Source organism: Catenulispora sp. EB89 (genome assembly GCF_041261445.1).
Taxonomy (GTDB): Bacteria; Actinomycetota; Actinomycetes; order Streptomycetales; family Catenulisporaceae; genus Catenulispora.
This window is the reverse complement of record NZ_JBGCCU010000026.1, coordinates 63,687-80,380: the sequence shown is the minus strand read 5'-3', so window position 1 is coordinate 80,380 and position 16,694 is coordinate 63,687. Positions and strand designations below refer to the sequence as shown.

The following is a 16,694-nucleotide window of genomic DNA, read 5'->3' as shown; positions in this document are numbered from 1 at the left end:
TCGCTGCGGTGTTCGAAGGGATATTCTCGGGGCGTCCTGCCGATGATTCCCGGCATTCTCCGGCGCCTTCCGGGACGCGTGCTCCGCTGAGCAGGCTGACGGTTGTCGCCATCTTGATGCTCACGAGCCTCGTCGCCGTCGGGGCCGGTGCCGGCCCGGCGTCGGCGGCCGGCCGGCCGCGCTCCGACCCCGGGCCCACAGGCTCCGCCGCCGGCCTGGCGCCGGCGAACATCGTCATCGCGGTCGACGAGTCCGGCAGCATCACGCCGGACAAGATGGCGCAGGAGAAGGCCGCTGCCACCTCGATCCTCTACGACGAGTTCAACCAACAGTCCTCGGTGGAGGTGATCGGGTTCGGCGGGCGCGACGAATACGAGTCGGCCACCAACCCGCAGGCGCCGACGATCTGCCCGATGACGCCGCTGAGCACTCCGGTCCAGCGCGGTTCCGTGGCGACCTGCGTGTCCGGTCTGGCTCGCCGCAGCGACCAGGAAGGGAACAACACGGACTTCAACGCGGTGCTCGATCAGGCGGTCACCGATCTGCGGAACGCGCCCGCCAGCTACCAGCGTCTGGTGTTCCTGCTCACCGACGGCGTGATGCAGGTCTACAACCCCAACGCCGGTTCCGACGACGCCACCCGGCTGGCCCGGGCGATCCTGACCAACCAGACGATCCCCGACGCGCTCGCCGCGCACGTCTCCATCTGGGGGCTCGGCTTCGGCACGGACGCGAAGCTCGACGACCTGACGCCCATGGCCCAGCACAGCTATCAGGATCAGTGTGCTGCCAACCGTGCTCAACTGGTCCCCGACGTCTCCGAGACGCGGACGACGCTCCTGGCGCAGTTCTTCGCGTCCGCCCGGTGCGCGGTCTTCAAGAACGGGAACCTGGTACCGCTGTCCTCGGGCAGCACCGTCGACGTCCCCGTGGACATCCCGGTCATCGCCACCTCCGGGGCGATCGAGGTGCTCACCGGCGATCCGCAGGACAAGGTCGTCTTCGAGGATCCGCACCAGAATCCGGTCCCGACGACCGACACCGTCGGTGCGACCCACTACGAGCTCGAGGGTTCCGGCGGCGTCATCCAGACGCTGCAGATCACCAATCCGCCGCCCGGCACGTGGCATGTCGTCATCAGCGCACCGGCCGGCTCCCCCGTCCAGTCCGTGGCCGCCGACGTGCTGTGGCAGGGCCGTCTGACCTCCGACATCGTCGTCGACGGCGACGCCGTGCCCGGTCAGCCCGTCGCGGTGGACGTCGAGCTGATAGCCAGCCGGGACGGCGCGCTCACCGCCGACGCCCTGAAGGACGTCAAGGTCGTCGCGGGGATGAGCGGCACCGGGTTCGATCCGGTGTCCACGCCGTTGCAGGCCGACTCCGGCCGGCCGGGCCTGTACCACGGGAGCATCACGGTCCCGCCGAGCGCGACCGGCGGTCTGACGCTCACCGGCCTGGTGACCGGACCTGGCGTCGCGGCTCAGCAGAACGTCTCCTACCCGCAGCTGCGCGTACCCGGCGCGGGCAGCGTGAACGCCAACTTCATCATCGGGTCGACGACCGTGCATCCCGGCGACGACTTCACCGTCATGCTGCAGCTGGAGAACCAGTCCGGCCGAGCTCACACCGTGACCGTCGAGCTCCAGGACGCACAACCCGGCGTCACCCTCCGCCAGCCCACGGTGTCGTTGTCGTCGGACTCCGGCGTCCGCCCGCCGGTGCCGTTGACCATCCACGTCGACCGGGCCGTCCGTCCCGGCCGGATCTCCGGGGCGCTCACGGCGACCGACACCGACACCAAGCAGCAGTACACGTCCCGCTTCCTGCCGGTGGACATCGTGCCTCCGCCGTCGTTCGTACAGAAGTACGGCCTGTGGCTCGCCCTCGGCCTGGGGCTGCTCGTCGCAGTGGTCTTCGCTGTCGCCTGGGCGATCCGCAGCCGGCTGCGCGGAGGGGATGTCCGGGACATCACGATGACGCTGTTCGACCGCTACGGCGACATCTACGAACAGCTGCCCGCCCCCAGCGTCCCGGCGACCCGCTTCCCCTTCGGGCTGGTAGGAGTCGGCGACGAGGGCCAGGGCCGGCTGGTCCGGGTCGGCGGCGTGCAGTGGGTCGCCCGCCGCCGTCGCAACGGCCTGATGGTGAGCAGCGAGGGCCGGGATCCCGCGGTGCTCTACGTCGGCGACCGCATCGCCCTGAGCGAGGACATCAACCTGGGCTACGAAGACCGTCGCGTCCGTCAGGACCGGACGGGGCTGCTCGATCGGTTGCTCGGGGGCCGCGACCCGGGGACCGCCGCCGATCCGGGCGAGGATCCCCAGACGCCCGAAGTCGTCTGATCGCCCGCTCCGCTGTTCCGACGCTGTTCTGACGCTGTACCGACGCGATCCCGATGCGAGGGGGTACCCACCTTGAAGCTCACCACGCCGATGCTCTACGTCGGCCTCGGCGGCACCGGCTGCCTGATCGGCACTGAACTCGAACGACGGCTGCGGGACGAGCTGTGCGGCCCCGACGGGACCGCGCTGCTGCGCGACGACCAGACCATGCGCCCGTTCCAGCTGCCCGGTTTCCTGCAGTTCGTCTACGCCGACCTCAACGAGGCCGAGCTCAGCAAGGTCCGGAGCCGGAGCGTGCCGACCGAGGAACACCTCGTGGCGGCGAGCATGACCCAGCACTTCGCCAACAAGCTGGTGCCGCACCGCTTCCACAGCTACCCCGACGTGGCGCTGGCGCTGCGAACCGGTGCCGCGGCCGAGACCAAGGACTGGCTGCCGCCCCAGGTCGGCGAACCGCGGGTGGCGCCACTGGTCCGGGGCGCCGGACAGCTGCCCACGGTCGGGCGGGCCGCGTTGTTCGAGACCATCCGCTCCGGGATCAGCGCCATCCACGAGCCGCTGAACGAAGCGCTCATCGGCATCGCCCAGTCCGCCGGGGTCATCGACCGGGCCGGCGGCGAGGCGCGCGCGGTGGGCACCTGCGACGTGTTCGTCGGCTTCTCCATAGCCGGCGGCACCGGAGCGGGGATCTTTTACGACTTCCTGCACATCATCGGCGAGCGGTTCGCCGCCAACGGGTTCAAGGCGCAGATCCACCCGCTGGTGCTGATGCCCTCGGCCTTCCTCGCCGAGGAGGGCGGCGGCCGGCGCGCGCAGCTCAACGCCGCCACCTCGATGCTGGACTTGTTCCGGCTGGTCGACGACCAGAACTCGCCGGGTGCCTCGCACTGGCTGGGGGACCGGCGGATCACCGACGCCTCCGCCCTGAACAACGTCATCATGGTCGAGGGCCGCAACAGCCTGCGCGACGCCGCCAGCGAGCGGGTCTCGGTGGCGTATCCGGACGCGAAGATCACCCTGGACCCGGCCACGGTCCAGACCGCCTTCCTGTTCAGCCAGACCGTCGCCATCCAGCGCGACGACCTGCACCGCTCGATCGTCTCCTTCATCCTGTCGATGATCGGCACCGAGCACGAGCCGGCGAGCTCCGACGCGCCGGCTCCGGAGCAGGTCTACCAGTCGTTCGCCGCGGACTTCATCAACCAGGGCGTGGAGCGGCAGACCGCCTCCTACGCCGGCATCGGGCTGCGCCCGGTGTCCACCAGCCTGGTCGCCTCGATGACCGTGCCGGTCGACGACCTGGCCGACATCGTCAGCTCGCGGCTGCTGGCCCGAGCGGTCGACGAACTGTCCGGGGCGCCCGGCGGCGGGACCGAGCGCAACCGGGAACTGATCGAGGCCTTCTTCGCCTCCTGCGGTCTGGAGGAGCTCCGGGTCCGCGAGCCAGAACCCTTCCAGGAGCCCGCGCCGGTCCGCGGCACGCAGGCGGTGCTGCGGACGCTGCACACCCGGGTCAACACGATGGACAGCCGGCTGCCGGTGCTGGCCGGACGGCTGCGCGCGATCGCGCCGCGTCTGGCCCGCGACTTCGACTACCGGCGGGGCGTGCGCGAGGCCCTGACCGCCATGGACCCATTCCGGCTGCAGCGCGTGGCGCTGGGCGACCAGCAACTGCTCGAACCGGCCGACCGGGTCGGCTTCGTCGGCTCGCTGGAGGCCCGGCGGCAGGCGCCGGTCCCGCCGGCCGGCATAACCATGGCCCCGCCGCCGGTCGCCACGCCGACCCGGCGCCTGTTCCGCGGGCTGGACTGGACCGATCCGGACGTCCGCGCCCAGATGGCCAAGCAGGACAAGTGGTACAAGTGGCGGGCCGAGTCGCTGTGGAACAACGCCTGGGGCGACGTGTCGGTGATCTGGGATCCCCGGGTGCTCCGGCTGCGGGCCGAGGTCACGGGACTGGCCTCGGCGTTCCTGACGCACGCGCGGTCCGAGCCCGACGCGTTCCGCCAGCGCACCTCCGAGCTGTACCGCAGGCGGGGCGGGATCACCTACCTGCTGCCGCCGATCGGCGACCTCGACGTGTTCTACCGGTCGGTGGTGCGCCGCTTCCTGGCCCGGCCCGAACTCAACCTGCGGCCCACCTCGACCGAGGCCGAGATCGTCGCCGGGCTGCTCGGCAGCCAGGGCTGGCGCCACGCCTACGACCAGATCAGCCCGGACAGCACGGCCGAGAACCGCTACGACGCCGCGGTGCAGTACGTGCGCAACATCCTCAAGCAGCAGGTCAAGGTGCTGTTCGTGACCCGCGGGATGTCCGGCGAGGAACAGCCGCTGCTGCCGTCGCTGCGGGACCTGCTGGCCCGGTCGGCCGGCAAGGAGGGGCCGACGGTCGGCGAGGGCGACCTGACCACCTTCCAGCAGCAGCTGGCGAGCATGCTGCCGGCCTCCTTCGTCCCGGCCGGATCCGGCCAGCTGAAGGTCCTGGTCGCCTACCCGGCCGGCGCGAAGGACGCGCTCGTCGAGCAGCACATCCAGAAGAAGCTGAACTTCCCCGAAGAACCGAGCCAGGCGGTGCAGTTCCGCGCGGTGGACGCCGAATCGGTGACGATCGTGCTGTTCCGCACCTCGATGGGCCTGGCCGACGTGCCCGAGCTGCGCCAGATCCTGGCGCACTGGAACAAGGCCCTGCACAACGAGCAGAACCAGGACTTCCTGGCCTGGCGGCAGCGGCTGGGCTACAACTACCGGCACCTGGCCAGCACGCGCGCCGACCGGCAGCTGATCATGCACCACCTGCTGTGCGCGATGTGGAACGGCCAGGTCACCGTCGAGGGGCGCAGGAGCTCCCCGGACCACGTCATCATCTCCTTGCCGGGGGACCAGCCGGTGTCCGTGCGGCTGGCCGTGACCGGCTACGGCAACACCTCCTCCTGGGCCGATCTGATCTCGGCCTACGAACGGTGGATCTTCTCCAACGACGCCCAGGAAGAACAGATCCGGCCGGAGTTCTGCGAGCGCCTGATGCGGACCCTGCCGGCGAACCTGCACAGCCGTCCGAACCCGTCGGCCCTGTACACGTGGTTCATGACCCGGCTGAAGCCGCATCAGACCAAGGCGCTCGACGCCTGGCTGGCCATCGCCCCGGTCGGTTCCCGCACCTGGATCAAGGAGCTGCGGGAGTTCTGGACGGACACCGTCGAGCAGGCGGACGCGCTGGAGTTCCAGGAAGCCGCCAGCAGCCCGCTGAACAGCCTGCGCGCCATGTTCAAGGGCCACCGCGAGGGCTGGGGCGCCGGCCACCCGGCGGACGATCTGGAGTCCCTCGACGAGGACGAGGACGGCTGGGACGACGATCACTACGGCACGGATCCGGGGAGGTCCGACCGGTGACCGTGACCCAGGAAGTGGCGCTGATCGACCTGACCAGCACCGACATCCGAGCCCTGCTGGCCCGCCGGTTCTCCGACACCTTGGCGGACCTCGCCGGCGGCGCGCATTCCGGCACCGGCACCGCCCAGGTCCTGCTGCTGGTCGTGGACCGGGCCCGGGACCTGACGCAGCACGCGCCGGTGTACGAGCACATCTTCAGCGCCAACATCGACGTCCCGGTGGTGTGCGTGGCGCTCGGGCCGATGGGCGCCGACGGCATCCTGCACCGGCCGGACCTGCTGGGCCGGCACGAGAAGACCGCGACGCTGTGGCTGGCCGACGCGCAGGGTGTCGCGTGGGGCATGGAGACCAGCGTCGCCAGCGCCGTCCACGGCGGCGCCGGCTCCGGCCGGGTGGCGGCCACGCCGCCGGCCCTGCTGGACGCGCTGCGCCGCCCTGAGGTCTTCCGGGCGGTGATCGAGGCCGCCGGGGGCATGCCGGCGCGCGCGGCGAGTCCCGGGCTGCGGGCGGTGCGGGCCCAGATCAGCGCCGACCGTTTTCACAGCGGCGTGGCCGCGGCGCTGGCCCGGCTGACGCGCCAGGACGGCTCCTGGACGCGCAAACCGGTCGCGCTGCGGGTCGCCGATCCGGCCGTCGGCGGCGCGGCCGGACCCGCCGTGATCCGGATCGGGGGCCGGGTCGACAAGCACTACCAGGCGGCGCACGAGGCGGCATTGGAGGCGCGGGCCGTCGTCGATCAATGGCACGGCGACCTGCCGGCGACCATGCGCCGCGCCGCGCAGGCGCTGCGGGCGCTGAGCGCGGACGCCGAGGAGGTCATCGACCTCATCGATCCCCGGGACACCCCGGATCCCGAGTACCGGGCCGGCTTCGAGCTGCTGGGCCTGGAGACCGCCGCGGCCCCGCCGGCCGGGCCGAACCCCGCGCTGGAGGAGCTGGCGGCCGCCGGGTTCGCCTCGTTCGACGAGCGCGGGGCGCTGCCGGTGCTGGCCGACCGGCTGCGCGCGGTGGCCGACCGGTTCGGCGGCGACGCCCGGGAGCAGTACCGTCGCCGGCTGCGGCCCGAGGAGGTCGAAGCGACCGCCGCCCGCATGGAGAACGTCGGCCCGGTCTCGGTCGGCCGGTGGACTCCCGGGCTCTCCTACCTCCTGGCTCTGTGCGCGGCGTTGGCCGGGGTGCTGTGCATCGGCTCCACGGTCCCGGCCGCCGCCGTCACCTTGGCGGCCGGCTGGGGTGCGGCCGCCTGGTACGGAAGCCGGATGCGGCGGATCGGGCTCGGCGTGGTCGCGGTCCGGCAGACGGTGCTTCTGGGGGCGGCGGTGACGGTCGGCGCCGCGGCGGGGACCGGAGCGATGGTCGGCAGCGGCTGGTCCGGGCTGCCGGGCGCGCTCGGCATCGCCCTGGGCGTCGCCATCGACCTCCTACTCGTCGGGATCGTGTCGCAGACCTGGACCCGGCTGCTGATCGCGAACATGCGCCGGCACACGACGGTCGTCGGCCTGGGGGTCATGGTCGACCAGGTGCGCGCGGTCATCGAGGAAGTGGCGCGGGTCGGCCGGCGGGCCGCCGAGCGGCAGTACGAGGTCTGCGACTACGCCCGGGTGCTGGCCGCCGTCGTCGGCGACATCGGTAAGGAGCTGGAAGCCGGTCCCGAGCCGGACCCGCAGGACGGCTCCGCACCTCCGGCCGCGGATCTGGCCGGCATCGACGCCGTGACGTCCCAGCAGCTCCAGGCCCAGATATCAGAGGTCGACGAGATCGTGCTCGGCGACCTCAGCGACGCCGCGGCGGCGGCGTTCGCGGTGTTCGCCGACCCCGCGCGGCGCCGGCCGATCCGGATGCCGGCCGAGGGTGAGGCCGGCACGGCCATGGCGGAGCGGCTGGACGACTACCTGCGGCACGTGGAGCGCTCCGGCGTGCACCACCCGCCGCCGTGGTGCCGGGATCCCGAGGGCCGGGCTCGGCTGCTGGACCGGTTGTGGGGCCGCTCGGGCAACCTGGCCGAACTGACCCGGTCCGACGCGCGGGACGTGCGGCTCACCCAGTTCTGCGCCCCGGAGGACCTGCGCTGGCTGGAGTCCGACGCCGCCGCCGCCCGGCTGGTGCGCTTCGCGCCCCAGGCCGCCGAGTCGGTCGTCGCCTGGACCTCCGCGGGCGCCGAACGGCACCCGCCCACGACCGTGTGGACCGAGGACGGCAGGCTGCTCGGGGTGCTGCGGCTGGTCCCGCTGCGGGCCGGCGTGGTCGCCGACGACCTGCAGGCCGAAGGGCAGGCGCCGCCGTCCTGGGAGCCCGGCCGATGGGCCGCGGAGGACAGCGGGGCCCCGGACCTCGACGACGCCCTGCTCGACGACGATCCGCTCGACGAGGACCTGTTCGACGACGATCTGCCGGACGAAGAAGGTGAGTAGGGCATGACCGCGACCGGGTCCGCGTCGGGCCCTGTGGAGTTCACCGACGCCGAAGGGCGGACGCAGAGCCTTGACGCGGCCTGGGAGGCCGACGAGCCGTGGCCGCCGGGATCGCCGGTCCGGGTGCGCCGGCTCCGTCTGGCCGCGCGCTGGGCCGGCGTCGACGCGGACGGAGCGACCGGACTGCTCCAGAAGCGCGTGGTGCCGTCCACCGCGCGGAACGTGGACTGGGCCCCCTACGACGCGCTCGACCGCGAGATCTCGATCGGCCTGCACCTGGTGCGCGGCTGCGCGGCCGCCGGCCGGCCGTATCCGGCCGAGCTCTCCCGACTGGTCGGCTACGACGTCGACGCCGAAGAGCCGTTCGTTCTGTACCTGCCCTATCGCGGTCAGCCGGTCAGCCGGTTCGTGGGCCGGCTCCTTCTGCGCGAGCAGCGAGTCTTCGAGACCGGGGTGTTCAAGGCGCTGGGCTTGCTGGCGGCCATGGGCGTCACGCATCGCGCGATCGGACCGGACACAGTGCTCTGGGACAAGGAGACCCTCCAGGTCCAGGCCGTCGACTTCAGCAGCGCGGTGCTGTCCGGGACCAAGCACGTCCAGGCGGTGCGCGCCGCCTGGCTGCACGAACAGGACGCCGCCTCCTCCGATCCCCGGGTCGATGTGTGGAGCGCCGGCGCACTCGCCTTCTACTCCGCCACCGGCCGCCGGCTGGGGCCGGGGGACGACCCGGTGGCGGAGCCCGCGCTGCAGAGTTCCCGTCTGGCCGCCCAGCTGTCCCGGATCCTCTCGCCGTCCATCGAGAAGCGGCCGACGGCCGCCGCGGTGCTGCACAGCATCGGATACCCGGACCCGTGGCCCGAGCCGAACCGGACGGCGACGGCCGCGGACGAGCTGTTCGCGGAGGGCGGCCGCCGCTTCGACGTGCGTTTCCCCCCGGCCGGCGACCGGCTTTCCGGCATTGGCACCGGCGCTGGTATCGGCAACGGCACCGGCGCCACCGTGCCCGGCAAGCCGGTGGTCACGGCACCGGCGGCGAAGCGCCCCCGGCACTGGTGGTCGCGAAGGGAGGGGTCGTGAATCGGCACGGGCGCGCGTCGGTCGCCGCGCCGGTAGCCGCGCCGATTGCCGCGTCGTCCACCTCCGACCCGGTCAGAGTGTGCGGTGCACGGATGGGCCGGAGGTAGCTGTGGTGGGGGGACCTTTGGCGGGCGACTGCTTCTTCCAGATCGTGTACGAGCACACAGCCAGACGCGGCGTCGCGCCGGTTCGATACACCGTGCCCGAGGCCGACCTCGACCGGCTGGAACAGCGCTTGCACCTGTCGCGTCACATCCATGCCGATCGCGATCTGCCGACGGAGGGGAACCTGTACTTCCGACGGTTCGGGTCGGACGACCGCTGGGCGCTCCTCATCTTCCGGCAGAGCGAGGCCGCGCAGCGGTTCACCTCCCGAGCCCACGTGCTGATCGGCCCCAGCACCGTGCTGACCCCCGACGCGGCCCTGACGATGTGGCAGTGGCCCTGGTCGATGGGGAGTGCTGCGACGGGACCGGGCGGTGAGCAGCCGCTTCCGGAGGTGACCTTCGACGCTTTCCGGCGGACGGCGAGCGCGGTCACGGCGTCCTGGCAGCCCGCGCTCACGCCGGCCACGCACCGTCTGCTCGTGGAGCTGGTGTGCCACCAGCAGCCGTTGGCGGTCAAGGCGCACCCGAGGATGCGCAGGGATCTTCTGGCGGCGGTCGCGCAGCAGGCTCCCGCTCTCCTCGACGGATTCTCGGTCCACGAGACCCGCTATGACGAATCCCAGCGCGACCTTCCACGGTTGTGTTTCGTCACCGAAGAGCAGCCGCCGTCCGGCTTCGAGATCCGGCGCCGGCTGATCGATTTGGACCGGGCCGAGTCCGACCCGGATCTGTCGGCGAGTGTGTCCGGCGTCCTGGTGAACGCTTTCACTTCCGGCGGTCGGACCGCGGTCCTGGCGGCCCTGGACACCAGGCTCGGCCCGGATGCGCGAACCATTCGACATCTGCTCCAGAAATGGGATGTACCCATGACCAACGGTCCGTCTACCCCGCCCGCGGGCACCGATGATTCCCTGGTGCGGTGCCCCACGTGCCTCGACGAGTTCGTCTGGGATCGGCGCACAGTGGTGGTCGACCGCAACGGGCCGGGCGAGGCCACGGTGGACCTGGACGAGATCGGCAACCCGCTCAAACGCGCCGAAGCCCTCGTCGACGGCGAGGTCAAATGCACGAACCCGTCGGGTGACTTCCCCGAGGCGCACTACCTCCCCGTCGACTACGTACGCCTCGGAAAGCCGTTGGTGATCGGCTTCGTCGGCACGGCGGACACCGGTAAGTCGACGCTTCTGGCGGCGATGGTCCACGAGCTCACGCGGGACGGCCTGGCGCAACACCGGCTCGACGTGGAGATCCTCGACCGGGCGAAGCACCGGGCGTTCAAGCGGAGCCACATCGACCCGCTGTTCGAGGACTCCGTGGCGCTGGACGCCACCAAGGCGACCGAGGCCGGGGTCGAGTTCGTCGCCGCCTTCCGCATCGGCCGCGGAGACGAATGGCGGCCCGTCGTCTTCTTCGACGTCGGAGGCGAGAGCCTCAAGGAGCCGAAGGGCAAGGACGCACGGTTCCTGCTGGCCGTCGAGGCGCTCATCTTCGTCGTCGATCCCCGGCATATCGAGCGCAACCGGATCAATGCCGGCCGCCCGGAGGCCGACGAGACCTACGCCGGGGTGCTCGACCGGATCACCCCGATCCGCCGGGAGCAGGGACTGGAGGCCATCACCGCGGCGGTGGTCGTGGCCAAGGCCGACGAGCTGCGCTTCGACCCGGTCGTCGGCAAATGGCTGGGCCGCGGGGGATCGGGTCCGCTGGACCCCGATCTGGCTCGGGAGGAGAGCCGGGACGTGTACTCCTACCTCTTCCAGCAGGGCGCGGAACCCTGGCTGGGGCCGGTCGACAGGAGCGCGCGGTGCACGCTGCACTTCCTCTCCGCGACCGGGTCCAAGGCCGGCGACACGGATCGGCGGTACCCCCGGGGGCTCAGGCCGCGCCGCGTGCTGGAGCCGCTGGCCGCGATCTTGGCCATGGCCGGGGTCATCACCACGCCGGGCGCCGAACGGATCGGGAGGTAGACGGCCATGCCGGGTGACGGGATCACCGAGGCCGAGAGCCTCATCCAGCAGATCGTCTACGAACACCGGCCTGGCAAGGGCGTCGTCCCCGTCAGGTACACCATGCCGGATGAAGAGCTCGACATCTTGGTCGGAGCCCTCTACCTGGGCAGCCATGTCGCAGCCAGCCCGGACCTGCCCAACGGCGGGAACCTCTTCTACCGGCGGTTCGGCACGGATCACCAATGGGCGATGCTCGCCTATCGGGAGACGGCGCCGCTCCAACGGCTGACATCGCGCGCACATATCCTCATCGCCCCCTGCAACGTCCTGACTCCGGACGCGGCTGTCGCGATGTGGGACTGGCCGTGGCTGGGCGAAGCGGAGGGGGGAAAACTGCCTGAGCTGACCGACACGGAGTTCCGGGGACGGGTCGAGGAGACCAAGCGTTCTTGGCAGGTCACTTCGACGCCCGCGATGCGGCGGCTGATCGTCGAGCTGGTCTGCCACGATCAGAACCTGGTCGTCAAAGCGCGTCCGGAGCTTCGCAGGGACCTGCTGATCGAGGTCGCGAACCAGGCGCCCGCATCGCTTCGCAAGGGCTTCTCCGTGCACGAGACGAGGTACGACGAGTCACAGAAGAGCCTTCCACGGTTGTGTTTCATCTCCGAAGAGCAGGCGAAGACCGGCTACGAGATCCGGCGCCGGCTGATCGATCTGGATGTCCCGGAGCCCGATCAGAGCCCGATGTCCGAAATCGCCTCGGTCCTCGCCGACTACTACCGGCGCGACGGCTCGGACGGCGTGGCGGCGGTCCTCGACCACAGAATCGAAGGCCATCAGGAGACGATCCGCGGTCATCTGACCAGGTGGGGCGTACCGACCCATTCTCCGGTGGTGCCGCAAGTAGGACCGCCGGACCGGCGGGTGGACCCCGTCGCGGACCGGGAAGAGGACCGGCACGAGGACCTGGACCTGAACCTGGACCCGGACCCGGACCCGGACTCGGACTCGGACCTCGGCCCAGACCAGGACCAGGACCAGGACCTGAGCTCGGGCCTCGGTCCAGACCAGGATCTGGACTCGGGCTCGGGCTCGGACTCGGACCTCGGCCCAAACCAGGACCTTGACTCGGGCTCTGCTGACCCGGCGACAGGGCACCGGAGTCCGGACCCGGCAGAAGAAGATCAGAAGCAGCCCACCCCGGCAGGTGACAACAAGGAGCCGTCCGGTATGGCGACGGCGGCACCTCCGGCGCTCGGCCCGACATCGCCGGCCCCAACGGTTCCGCCGGTCGGTGCCGACCGTAGCTACCAGCGCTCATCGTCTGACCAGCAGCATTCCAGTTCCGGTCCCATCACCAGCGCGGTCGGCACAACGCGTCCGCCCGAGTCGCCAGTCGTTCACGTGCCAACGGTCGAACCCCCCGAAGCCCGCCGGAAACCCATGCCGCCGCTCACCGCGCCATCAGTCGACGAACAATCCGGCCCGGACCGGGGCCTGACTCTTGTCATCTATGCCTACGTGATGGCGTTCGCGATGGTCCTCGCCGCCCTGACCCTGATTCTGGGCAGCCCGCGGTGAGCTCTCCGGATCTGTCGCCCGCCACGGTCCGCGAGCTCGCGATGGCCGGCGTCGTCACCGTGGGCCTGGCGGCGACGGCACTCGTCGTGGCCACGGTGGTCGAGCTCAGCGGGAACCACGTCACCAGCGGCCCGACCTCCAGCGTTCTTTGCGCGCTCTACCTCGTGATGTGCGTGTACTGCCTGCTCCAGTGCTTCGCCTCCGCGAGGTCCGCGGACTACCGGATGCTCGCGCCCCTCGGCGTGCTCAGCGTCGCTGCCGTTCTGGCGACCTTCGGGATCCTGTCCCGGATGGCGCTCGGCGGGACCGAGGCCCACGCGGCCGCCCAGCAGGTCGTCGTGGCGCTCGGTCTGATCACGACCCTCGTGGCGGCCTCGGTGACGTCCGCTGTCGGCAGCGCGACCCGCGCCGGGAAGTCCAAAGCCGCCGCCATAGTGCTGGCGCTGCCACTGCCGGTGCTCATCGGGGCGGAGATCGCGGCGCGTCCCACCGGACATCTCGCCGGGCCCGGCAGCACCACGTCCGCCACGAACTGGGCCGAGCCGTTCCTGTACGTCGTCCTGCTCGGCTGGCTGGCGCGCCTCCTCAGCACCCCGCGCATCGGCCGGTTGGCCATCAGCGCGTCGGCGCGCTTGGCACTGGCGCCGGCCGTCTGGGTCCTGGCCTTCGCCTTCACCCGCGACCTGGCGTCCGTGGCGATGCTCGTCGGCGGGGTCACGGCTTGGCGCGCTGCGGAGTTCAAGGAGTCCCGACCTGTAGCGGAGGGCTCTTGGCCGCTTCTGGTCGGCACGGTCGTCGTCTGCGTCGGCTGGATTCTGGTCTGGGGAACGGCATCCCACGACTTCGCGAGCGCACGTGAGCCCTTCCTGGGGACGGATCCCTCGGCGACCGTGCGCCTTCGATTGGCGCACCTGGCCGACGCCTCACCGGGGTCAGCGGTGCGGCAGCTGGTGCCACTGGGCACGGGCATCGTCGTCGGGCTGCTCTTCGGGCTCGCCGTGGCGTTCGCCGTCATCGTCGGCCTGTTGTGGTGGATCGCGCGCGGCATCGAGAACCGTTGGGCCGCCGTGTGGGCGAGAGGGCTCACCGCGTTCCTGGCCGCGCAGTGCGTGCTCGCTTTCGTCGGCCTGCTGCCGGGTCCGGCGGAGGGATTCCCAGCGCCGTTCCTGTCGGAGTCAGTGGTCTGGGGCGGAGCAGACGCGCTCGCGGTCGCCATCGTCATCGGTCTTGCCTTGGTTCGCTCGCCTCACCGGAACGGACCCGAGCGCAAGAGTCACGCAGAGAGATCGCTACTGGAGGGGAACGGTGGCTGACACCACAGGGGAAGCAGCGGTGCCGACCGAGAGCACGGCATCCGCCGCCGAGGGGACGACGTCTCGGGAGCGTTCGGCCGCGGCGGGCGGGGGTCGCAAACCGGCGGACACGGTCCGCTCAGCCCGCTACGCGGCAGCCTTCGTCCTGGTCTTCTACCTCGGCATGGTGGCGTTCATGATGATCAAGCGCGCCGACGCGCAGTGGGATCACATGAACAGCCTCCTCGGTGGTCTGCAGGCGATCGTCTTCGGCGCCGCCGGAGTGCTGTTCGGCACGTCGATCCAGCGCGACTCGGTGGCGCGCGCCACGACGGCGGCGGACCACGCCCACAACGAGGCCGAGCAGGAGCGGAGCAAGTCCCGTGCCGCGGAGCGGCGCGCCGCCGGCGGCGAGGCGATGGCTGCTGTTGCTCGGAGCACCGGGAAGAAGGCCCAGCAGCGAGCGAGTTTGTGGAATGAGTACCGGGGTGAGGACGACGCCGCCGGGGATCCCGACGCCGAGAACGCCGAGGCAGAGCTGCGGGCTTCCCACGCGAGCCTGGTGGCTCTGGCCGACGAGTACTTCCCGCTGGCCGGCAAGGCCGGTGACGGGAACTAGCGATGCACTCGGCACGCATCAGGGTCGACGGTCTCGATCAGAGCCGCGGCGGCTACCCGGTCTTCGTCCACCAGTGGGGCAACGGCGACGAACCCGATCCGTCTCCGACAGGAGGCTTGCTGCTTGCGGCAAGCCTCCCGCCACCGGGTGCTCCGAATCACACTCTGGATCAGTGGATGCAGGGGCAGCTGTGGACCCGCCAGCTGCGGATCAAAAACGCTGAGCAGATCGGGGACATTCTGGGGAAGCTGCTCGTCGAAGTCGTGCCGGAGGCGACCCGGTCGCTCCTCGTCTGTCCGCGCTGTGCGGGGGAAGGCGGACAGCCGCACTCCCGGGTCTATCTCGACGTCAAAGGGGATCTCAGCAGGCTTCCATGGGAGCTGACGCGGATCGACGACGAGTTCGTGTTCGGCCGTCGCGGCCATATCTTCCTGCGAGAGAAGCAGTTGGGCTCGCCGGATGCACACGTTCCGCCCCGCATGCACCCCTTGAAGGTGCTGATCGTCGTCGGCGAGACGGACAAAGAGGACCGGATTCGCGCAGAGAGCGAGATAGACGCCGTCTATCGCGCCGTGAACAAACGTGCTGCTCTGTGGCGTGTGAAGGTCATGCGCGTGCCGGCCTGGAGCGATCTCACGAGAGAACTAGACCACTTCCCTCCGGACATCGTGCACCTGATCGGCCACTCCGCGCCGTACGATGACGAGACGGCGATGGTTGTGCGCTCTGATGAACATCAGGGGCGCTATCCGTTGGGCGCGGACCAACTCAACAGGCTGTTTCCCGCGCTGGGGAGTTCGCACGGGCCCCGCCTGTTCATTCTCAACACGTGCAATTCCATGGACATGGTGGCGCGCATGGACCTGAGCGGGCGGCGCGCGTGCACGGTCGTGGCCATGCAGACCCGCATCGAGGGCAGCGCGGCGACAGAATTCGCGCAGACGTTCTACGCGCAGCTGGTCGACGGCTCGGACGTGGATGTCGCGGCGCACGTCGCCCGGCACGAGCTCAAGCGACGCGTTGTGGTGGACGACCACGCGTGGGCCGTCCCGGTCTTCATCGTCAGCTCGCGGGACCACGTCCTGCTCCCCGGCTACTCCGCGATGCTCGCCGACAGCCGAGAACACGTGAACCGTGTGAACGTCCTGTGGCGCACATCGTTGCTCGACCGGGTGGACGAGTACCGGAAGCTGCTCGACGACCACCCGCTGACCGGCGTGACGGGGATCCCCGGGGCGGGCAAGAGCCATCTGGTCTGCTCCTATCTCCTGAGCTGCCACCAGACCGGCCAGCTCGCCGTCTACGTCGACTTCGCCGCAAACCAGGCGCGGCGCGCGCCGAGAGACGCCATAGCGCAGCTGGCGGATGAAGCCTTCCGGCAGCTCGCGCCCGAGCTTCCGAACACGGATTTCGGGGAACTGATACGGCATGGGCGCCAGGGGGCGGAGCTCGCCGAAACCGCCGCACTGACCGTTCCCGAACACTTCGAGACCGTTCTGCACTGCCTGGATCTGATCGCCGACAAGATGGAGCGGGACATGGTGATCGCGCTCGACAGCTTCGATCAGATCGTGGACGAGAACCAGGAGGACTTCGCCGTCCAGATCCGTAACGTGGCCGTCAGTGCGTCGCGGTCCGGGAGCCGGGTCCGGGTGATCGTCTCCTGCCGGCCGACCGGCGGCGATTCCGCCAAGTCGCTGGCCGACCGCTGGCGGGATCCCGGCGTGCCGATCATCAAGGTCGACGGCTACCCGCTCCAGGACCTGTGGTCCTTGTACCGTGAGGCGTGCGCCAGATATGGGTACGAATGGGACGCGGACCTGGGCGCCTTTCTGCTGAAGAAAAGCCAGGTCACCGGTGCGCCCTGGCTCCACGAGAATTTCTTGGCCTGGCTCACGGCCTTCCAGAATTCCGCAGGGGGGTGAC

The 16,694-nt window shown here is 70.6% G+C and carries 9 protein-coding genes; all 9 read left to right on the top strand.

Going from position 1 to position 16,694, the window contains the following annotated elements:
• Nucleotides 1-116: 116 nt before the first annotated feature.
• Nucleotides 117-2,342, top strand: coding sequence for a VWA domain-containing protein (locus ABH920_RS39190; RefSeq protein WP_370354368.1), 2,226 nt, complete (start codon nucleotides 117-119; stop codon nucleotides 2,340-2,342).
• Between the two features lie 72 nt (nucleotides 2,343-2,414).
• Nucleotides 2,415-5,732, top strand: coding sequence for a tubulin-like doman-containing protein (locus tag ABH920_RS39185; protein WP_370354367.1), 3,318 nt, complete (start codon nucleotides 2,415-2,417; stop codon nucleotides 5,730-5,732).
• Nucleotides 5,729-8,143 (top strand): hypothetical protein, encoded by a 2,415-nt coding sequence (locus ABH920_RS39180; RefSeq protein WP_370354366.1) that lies wholly within the window; start codon nucleotides 5,729-5,731, stop codon nucleotides 8,141-8,143. Before ABH920_RS39185 ends, ABH920_RS39180 begins: the two co-directional genes overlap by 4 nt.
• A 3-nt stretch (nucleotides 8,144-8,146) precedes the next feature.
• Nucleotides 8,147-9,220: a hypothetical protein gene (locus ABH920_RS39175; RefSeq protein WP_370354365.1), complete on the top strand. Its 1,074-nt coding sequence runs from the start codon at nucleotides 8,147-8,149 to the stop codon at nucleotides 9,218-9,220.
• Between the two features lie 112 nt (nucleotides 9,221-9,332).
• Nucleotides 9,333-11,294, top strand: coding sequence for a hypothetical protein (locus ABH920_RS39170; RefSeq protein ID WP_370354364.1), 1,962 nt, complete (start codon nucleotides 9,333-9,335; stop codon nucleotides 11,292-11,294).
• Between the two features lie 6 nt (nucleotides 11,295-11,300).
• On the top strand, nucleotides 11,301-12,857 hold the full coding sequence (locus tag ABH920_RS39165) for a hypothetical protein (RefSeq protein WP_370354363.1): 1,557 nt from the start codon (nucleotides 11,301-11,303) through the stop codon (nucleotides 12,855-12,857).
• Entirely contained in the window at nucleotides 12,854-14,170 is a 1,317-nt protein-coding gene (locus ABH920_RS39160; protein WP_370354362.1) for a hypothetical protein, read from the top strand. The genes ABH920_RS39165 and ABH920_RS39160 overlap by 4 nt, the downstream gene beginning before the upstream one ends.
• Nucleotides 14,163-14,768, top strand: coding sequence for a hypothetical protein (locus ABH920_RS39155; RefSeq protein ID WP_370354361.1), 606 nt, complete (start codon nucleotides 14,163-14,165; stop codon nucleotides 14,766-14,768). Before ABH920_RS39160 ends, ABH920_RS39155 begins: the two co-directional genes overlap by 8 nt.
• A 2-nt stretch (nucleotides 14,769-14,770) precedes the next feature.
• Nucleotides 14,771-16,693 (top strand): CHAT domain-containing protein, encoded by a 1,923-nt coding sequence (locus ABH920_RS39150; protein WP_370354360.1) that lies wholly within the window; start codon nucleotides 14,771-14,773, stop codon nucleotides 16,691-16,693.
• Nucleotide 16,694 lies beyond the last annotated feature (1 nt).